This window comes from Micromonospora wenchangensis (assembly GCF_002210435.1).
GTDB lineage: Bacteria > Actinomycetota > Actinomycetes > Mycobacteriales > Micromonosporaceae > Micromonospora > Micromonospora wenchangensis.
Window position 1 is genome coordinate 1 of sequence record NZ_MZMV01000119.1, and the last position, 7,425, is coordinate 7,425.

General features: G+C 74.8%; 6 protein-coding genes. 1 reads left to right on the top strand and 5 read right to left on the bottom strand.

Annotated elements, in window-relative coordinates; all coding sequences use genetic code 11:
* Positions 1-110: 110 nt before the first annotated feature.
* Positions 111-2,186, bottom strand: a complete 2,076-nt coding sequence (locus tag B5D80_RS32225; protein ID WP_088647701.1) for a molybdopterin-containing oxidoreductase family protein — start codon at positions 2,184-2,186, stop codon at positions 111-113.
* Between the two features lie 249 nt (positions 2,187-2,435).
* On the opposite strand from B5D80_RS32225, the gene B5D80_RS32230 reads away from it, so the two are divergent.
* Positions 2,436-2,777: an RNA polymerase-binding protein RbpA gene (locus tag B5D80_RS32230; protein WP_007070998.1), complete on the top strand. Its 342-nt coding sequence runs from the start codon at positions 2,436-2,438 to the stop codon at positions 2,775-2,777.
* Between the two features lie 62 nt (positions 2,778-2,839).
* On the opposite strand, the gene B5D80_RS32235 is transcribed toward B5D80_RS32230, so the two are convergent.
* The 4 genes from B5D80_RS32235 to B5D80_RS32250 form a co-directional block, all read right to left on the bottom strand.
* Positions 2,840-3,367 (bottom strand): FxsA family protein, encoded by a 528-nt coding sequence (locus B5D80_RS32235; RefSeq protein ID WP_088647702.1) that lies wholly within the window; start codon positions 3,365-3,367, stop codon positions 2,840-2,842.
* Between the two features lie 98 nt (positions 3,368-3,465).
* Positions 3,466-4,239: a polyprenol monophosphomannose synthase gene (locus B5D80_RS32240; protein ID WP_088647703.1), complete on the bottom strand. Its 774-nt coding sequence runs from the start codon at positions 4,237-4,239 to the stop codon at positions 3,466-3,468.
* A 22-nt stretch (positions 4,240-4,261) separates the two neighbouring features.
* The gene (lnt, locus tag B5D80_RS32245; RefSeq protein ID WP_425437304.1) at positions 4,262-5,857 is read right to left on the bottom strand and encodes an apolipoprotein N-acyltransferase; all 1,596 of its coding nucleotides are present in this window, start codon (positions 5,855-5,857) and stop codon (positions 4,262-4,264) included.
* A 511-nt stretch (positions 5,858-6,368) separates the two neighbouring features.
* A partial coding sequence (locus tag B5D80_RS32250; protein WP_088647705.1) for a glutamate mutase L occupies positions 6,369-7,425 on the bottom strand: 1,057 nt, incomplete at its 5' end.

Consider the following 7,425-nt stretch of genomic DNA (forward strand, 5'->3'; position numbering starts at 1 on the left):
CTGGCCGAACTGGACCGGGCGCTTTCTGACCGGGACGCCGCCCAACGTCGCGCCGCTCAACTCGCCGACCAGGTCAGCGACCTGGCCACCGCGTTGGCGCGGATCAGCGCTCAGTCGTCGGGCTGAACCGCGCCCGCCGGGGCGGCCTGCACCTCGACGCGGGTGTCGTGGAACGTCGGCCCACCACCGAGGTCGGTGTCGCGGACCCCGGTGACCGCGTTGACGGTGCTGCCGCCGGGACTCAACCGCGCCCAGTACGCCTTGTAGGTGAACGCCAGCCCGGGGCGGGTGGCGTCGTCCACGGCGACGGTGGCCAGGAACTCACCCCGGTCGTTGTGCACCCGCGCCGGGTCGCCGTCGGTCAGCCCCCGGGCGGCGGCGTCGACGGGATGCAGGTGGATGCGGGGCGGCCCGGTGCGGCTGCGGTGCCACGGCAACGACGCGAACGTCGAGTTGAGGAAGAACCGGCCGGCCGGGGAGATCAACGCCAGCGGGAACCGGCGGGCCAGGTCCACATCACCCACCTCCACCGGCGGCGTGTACCCGACGAGCGGGTCGACACCCTGCCCGGTCAGCCGCGGATCGTGGAACCGGGCTCGCCCGTCGTGGCTGGGAAACCCACCCTCGGCGTACGGGGCGGAACCGACGGCGACGCCGGTGGCCCGCACGTACGTCAGGCGGGTCAACTCGTCGTAGTCGACGCCGGTGCCGTCGAGCAGCTGCCGCGCCAGGTCCTCGTCGCTGTCGCGCAGCCGGGGATGGTCCAACCCGAGGGCGGCGGCGATCCGCCGGAAGATCTCCGTGTTGGGCAGCGCCTGCCCCGGCGGGTCGAGCACCGGCCGGTTCAGGGTGGCGTAGTGGTGGCCGTAGGAGGTGTGCAGGTCGAGGTGTTCCGGCTGCATGGTGGCCGGCAGCACCACGTCGGCGTAGTCGCAGGTGTCGGTCCAGCGTTGCTCCAGCACCACCGTGAACAGGTCGGCGCGGGTCAGGCCGCGACGCAGCAGGTTCTGGTCGGGGACGGTCGCGACCGGGTTGGTGTCGAAGACCACCAGCGCGGTGACCGGCGGGTCGGCCTCGTCGGTGAGCGCGGCGGCGAGCCGACTCATGTTGATCGACCGGGCCGGCGGGGCGGGCATCCCGGCGGGCCGGGCGACCCGGTCGGCGTCGATGCGGTGGTGCCCGCTGGTGGTGGCCAACGCCCCACCGCCGGGATACCGGAAGTCCCCGGTGAGCAGGGGGATCGCCGCGATGGCCCGGACCGCCTGCCCGGCCCCGGCGTGCCGTTGCAGACCCAACCCGATCCGGATGGCGGTGGGGCGGGTGGTGGCGATCCGCTCACCGAGGTCCCGCACCACGTCGACGTCGAGACCGCACTCGGCGGCGGCGCGGGTCACCGGCCACTCGTCGAGGCGGGCCTGCAACCGGTCCCAGCCGACGGTGTGCGCGGCCACCCACGGCAGGTCGACCGCGCCGAGGTCCCTGATGTGCCGCATCAACCCCAGGGCGAGCGCGGCGTCGGTGCCGGGCAGCGGCGCGACGTGCGTGTCGCTGCGGGCGGCGGTGTCGGTGCGCAGCGGGTCGATGGTGACGACGTGCGCGCCGCGCTGCTGGGCCTGCCGCACGAACGGCCAGTGGTGCAGGTTGGTGGAGAGCAGGTTCGCCCCCCACAGGACGACCAGTTTCGCCTCGACCACCGACTCCGGTTCGAAACCGACGGACCCGCCGTAGACCGATCCGAGGGCGGCCCGGGACGCGGCCGTGCAGATGGTGGTCCGCAGCCGCGACGCCCCCAGGTGCGCGAACAGCCGCGGACCCATCGACCAGCCCTGCACCAGCCCCATCGTGCCGGCGAAGTAGTAGGGCAGGACCGACTCCGGGCCGTGCACGTCGATGCTGGCGCGCAGCCCGTCGGCGACCCGGCGGACCGCCTCGTCCCACCCGGCGGGCCGGTACGACACGGGCCCGACACCCTTCGGGCCGACCCGCACCAGCGGGGTGGTCAGCCGGTCGGGCCCGGTGACCGCGTCGAGGTAACGGTTCACCTTGCCGCACAACGCGCCCCGGGTGAACGGGTGCTCCGGGTCGCCGCGCAGCGCCACCGGTCGACCGTCGGTGACGGTGAGCTGCCACACGCAGGTGTCGGGGCAGTCCAGGGGGCACGCGCCGGGATGCACGGTGGTGGCCATGCCGCGGATGCTATCGTCACCGGCCGTCCCGGTACGGCCCGTCACGGCTGCCCCGGCGGCCCGCGGCGGCTACCATCGCGGTGCACACACACCGAAACCGATGTCGACCCGGCCGGGACGAACCCGCCGGGTCGGTGTGGTGGCCGGCTACCCTTGCGGGGGTCGTCCCACCCGTCGGGGCGGGAATGCCCCGGCGGTGACCGGCCGTTACACCGGAAGACCAGCACCACGAGCGAGGGGAAGTCGAACATGGGCGAGCGCATGCTGCGCGGTAGCCGGCTGGGCGCGGTCAGCTACGAATCCGACCGCAACACGGAGCTCGCGCCGCGCCAGACCCGCGAGTACCTCTGCGCCAAGGGCCACCAGTTCGAGGTGCCGTTCGCCGTCGACGCCGAGGTCCCCACCACCTGGGAGTGCAAGTTCGACGGCAGCGTCGCCCGGCTCGTCGACGGCACCGAACCGGAGCAGAAGAAGGCCAAGCCGCCGCGCACCCACTGGGACATGCTGCTGGAGCGGCGGTCCATCGCCGAGCTGGAGGACATCCTCGCCGAACGGCTCCAGGAGGTCCGCACCCGCCGCGGCCGCGCCTGATCCACACCGCGCGACGACGACGCCCCCGGGAGGTCCCGGGGGCGTCGTCGTCGCGCAGGGTTTCAGGGCCGGCGGGGTTCCACGATCTCCCCCTCGATGGCCCGACCCTCGTCGACCACCTGCGGGACCACCACGTCCTCCTCGGCCGGCGGCGCGGCCGGTTCCCCCCGCCGCACCCGCACCGTACGCGGACCGAACAGGTCACCGGCGACCATCGACGACACCCGCCGCTCGGTGGCCCGCTGCACCCCGGCACGCGCCAACCGGCGCACCGGCGGTACCAGCAGCAACACCCCCACCAGCCCACTGAGCAGGCCGGGGATCGCCAGCAGCAACGCACCGGCCAACCCGACCAGCCCGTCGGTCACCTGCCGGCCCGGCGGCTGCCGGGACTCCACCGACGTGCGGAACCCGCGCCAGGCGCGCATCCCCTCCCGGCGCAGCAACACCAGCCCCAGCAGGGACGCGGCGAACACCAGCAGCACCGCCGCACCGAACCCGACGGCCCGGCCCACCCCGATGAACACGGCCAACTCCGCCACCACCGCCAGCAGCAGGGCCGGTGGCACGAACCTCAGGTATCGGCGCATCTCACCTCATCCGCGTCGCGCGGCACCCGCTCACCGCCACCGGCCGGACAATGCCCGCGGGGCGGCAGGCCCGCTCCTCCAGCATGCCACGCCCCCACTCACGGCCACCGGTCGTGACCGCGACGCCCACGCACCGGCCGCCGGTCCCGCAACCCCCAGGTGGTGATCCGCCACAACGCCTCGGCCACGATCAGCGGGCTCATCTTGCTGGCCCCCCGCTCCCGCTCCACGAACGTGATCGGCACCTCCACGATCCGCACCCCCGCCCGGTGCGCCAACCGCGACAGCTCCACCTGGAACGAGTACCCCTGCGAACACACCGACTCCAGCCGCATCGCCCGCAACGCCGACAACCGGTACACCCGGAACCCGCCTGTCGCATCCGACACCGGCATCCCCAACGCCATCCGCGCGTACAGGTTCCCGCACCGCGACAGCAGCAGCCGCCGCCACGGCCAGTTCACCACCCGCGCCCCACCCACCCACCGCGACCCGATCACCACATCGGCGTCCCGGGCCGCCGCCAACAACGCCGGCAGGTCCTCCGGGGCGTGCGACCCGTCGGCGTCCATCTCCACCACCGCGTCGTAGCCGTGCTGCCGCGCCCACCCGAACCCGGCCAGGTACGCCGCCCCCAACCCCTGCTTGCCGGGCCGGTGCAGCACGTGCACCTGGGCGTCGGTGCCGGCCATGGCCTCCGCCAGCGTCCCCGTACCGTCGGGGCTGTTGTCGTCGGCGACCAGCACGTCCACCGCCGGCGCGGCCCGACGCACCCGCGCCACCACGTCGGCGACGTTGTCGGCCTCGTTGTAGGTGGGGATCACCACCAGCACCCGGCCCACCCCCGGCGCTCCCCCGGCTGCCTCGCCCACCGTCTCCCCCGTTCCTGCCGGCTCACCCGGCGGCGGTGACCTCCCGGCGACGCCGCAACGCCCCCGCGACGACCAGGGCGGCGACCGCCAGCCCGGTCAGCGCCACCTCCGGCCACCGTCCGGCCCGGGTGGCCGGGGTACGCCCGTCGGCGAGCGTCACCTCCCGCACCACCACCGCCCGGGTGTTGAACCCGGTGGCGTCGCTTACCCGCCCGTCCGGGGCGACGAACCCGGACACCCCCACCGTCGAGGCCATCAACGCCGCACGGCCGTGCTCCACCGCCCGCAACCGCACCATCGCCAACTGCTGCCGGGCCTCCGCCACGTCGAACGTGGCGTTGTTCGTCTGCACCACCACCAGCTGCGCCCCACCGTCGACGGTGTCGCGCACCAGCCCGTCGTAGGCCACCTCGAAACAGATCACGTCCCCGAGCACCACCGCACCCGCGTCGACCACCCCCGGCGACGATCCCGCGACGAAGTCGGCCCGCACCCGGTCGACCTGCTTGGACACCGCACGCGCCAGCGACCGCATCGGCACGTACTCCGCGAACGGCACCGGATGCCGCTTCGTGTACACCTGGGCCAGATCCGGGCCGCTGCCCGGCCGCCACAGGATGCCCGCGTTGCGGACCTCCCCGTCACCCGGGCCGGCGAGGACCGCACCGACCAGGATCGGCGCGCCGACCGCGTCGGCCGCCTGCGAGATCCGCGCCCCGGCCGCGGCGTTGCGCAACGGGTCGATGTCCGAGGAGTTCTCCGGCCACACCACCAGGTCGGGACGCCGCTCGGCACCCGAGGCGACGCGCTCCGCCAGCTTCACCGTCGCGTCGACGTGGTTGTTCAGCACCGCCTGCCGCTGGGCGTTGAAGTCCAGACCCAACCGGGGCACGTTGCCCTGCACGATCGCCACCCGCACCGTGCGGCCACCCGTGCCGGCCCCCGACGGCACCAGCCACCCCACCGTCAACAGCAGCACCACCCCCGCCGCCGCCCCGACCACCGGCTGCCACCGCACCCCCGGCCACCGCCGCCACACCGCCACCAACAGCAACCCGCCGGCCACCGCCACCACCCCGGTGACCAACGGCGCACCCCCCAACCACGCCCACCCCAGCAGCGGCGACGAATCCTGACTGAACGCCAGCCGCCCCCACGGGAACCCCCCGAACGGGGTACGGTCCCGCAGCGCCTCCTGCCCCACCCACAACACCCCGGTCACCGGCGGCCACGCCCACCGCCACCGGTCCACCACCGGCGACACCCACGCCGTCGCCGCCCCCAGCACCGCCAGGTAGCCGGCCTGCAACAACGACAGCAGCACCCACGGCAGCAGCCCGGTGTGCAGGTTCGTCCACGCCAGCAGCGGCGCGAACAACGCCACCCCGGTCAGGAAACCCAACCCGGCGCCCGCGCGCAGCCGCCGCCGGTGCGTCGCCGCCGCCAACCCGGCCACCCCGACCGCCGCCGACGGCCACCAGCCGTACGGCGGGAACGCCACCAGCAACGCCAGCCCGGCGGCCACCGCCACCGGCACCGCCACCCGCAGCGGCAACGGCGACCGCACCGGCCGCACCACGGTCGGGGTACGCGTCTCATCCCGGTCGAGCGTCGTCACCGGCACCTCACCACGATCACGGGCCGAAGGCTACCCGCCCCACCCCGCCGCCCCGGGACCACCGAGCCCGAACCGGCCGAGGTCACCCCGGCACCTGGGAACCGGTCGCGGGGGCGGACACGAAATCGGGGCGCGGCCTAAGCCGCGCCCCGATGCTCCCAGGCCCTTCCCGGCCGGTGGGGCGAGAACGAGCGACGCCGACCTTCGGACCGACCCGACGGTGGACTGGCTGCCCCCGCCTGGCCGTTGTCTACTGGCCGTGCCCCTCACCCTGCCCGTACACCGGTAACCGCGGCCGGTTCGCGCCGCCCCGCCGACCCCCGCCCGCTGGACCTGGCCGCCGCGACGCGATGCACCAACAATGTCGCTCGGCCAGCGGACGAAGAGACGAAGCGAACAACAGCCGCTTCCCGTAGTAGGACTCAAAGACGGTACGGCCTACACCCCCGCCGCTGTCAACCCACCCACGGCCAGTCGCCCCCACCGACCCGGCGTGTCGCGTCGGCGCGTCTCAATCCCCACCCAGATGCCGCCGCAGCAACGCCCCCGCCGCCGCCCGATGCTCCCCGGCGAGCAACCCGCCGGCAGCCAGCACGTAATCCACGTCCACCACCGGCCGCGCCGCCCGCGGCAACGGCCACCCCCCGGCATGATCGGTCAACACCTGCGTCAACACGCCCACCGCCGCCCCGGCGTCAGCGTGACGCAGCACACCACCGGAACCCACCAGCAGCCGCACGTCCCGCAGATCCCGCCCCGCCCGCTCACCCGTCGCCGCACCCCGGGCATGGCGCCGCAACGCCACCGTCGCCGCCAATGCCGCGATCCGCCCCTCCACCGCCCGGTCCCCACCGTCGACCGGCAGGAACCCCGGATCGGCCGCCCGCGCCGCCGCCGCCACCCCCAACGTCTCCCGCTCCGCCGGGTCGAGCAGCCGCTCCTCCACCGCCGCCCGCACCACCCCCGGAGCGCTCCACCGCATCCCCAGGTCACCCTCCACCGTGCGGGCCCGCCACAGCGACCCCGCCACCTCCCGACCCGGCCCGTCGGCCCGCTCGTCCGGCGTCAACACCGAATACACGTCGGTCGTCGCCCCACCCACGTCCACCACCACCAGGTCACCACCCACCACGTCGGCGAGGACCTCCACCCCCGTCAACACCGCGTCCGGGGTCGCCGCCCGCACCAACCGGCCGAACCGCGCCCCCCGCGACAACCGCTTCCCCCCGATGACGTGCCGCAGGAACACCTCCCGGATCGCCGCCCGCGCCGACGCCGGCGCCAACACCCCGATCCGGGGCAGCACGTTGTCCGCCACCGTCACCGGCACCCCCGCCGCCGCCAACACCCCCCGCAGCCCGTCCCGCGCCTCGACGTTGCCCGCCAGCACCACCGGCACCCGCCACCGGGCCCGCGCCAACCGGGTCGCGTTGTGCGTCACCGTGTCGACGTCCCCACCGTCGGTGCCACCCACCAGCAACACCACGTCCGGGCGGGCCGCCCGCACCGCCGCCAACTCCACCGCCCCCAACCGGCCCGCCGCCACGTGCACCACGTCCGCGCCCGCC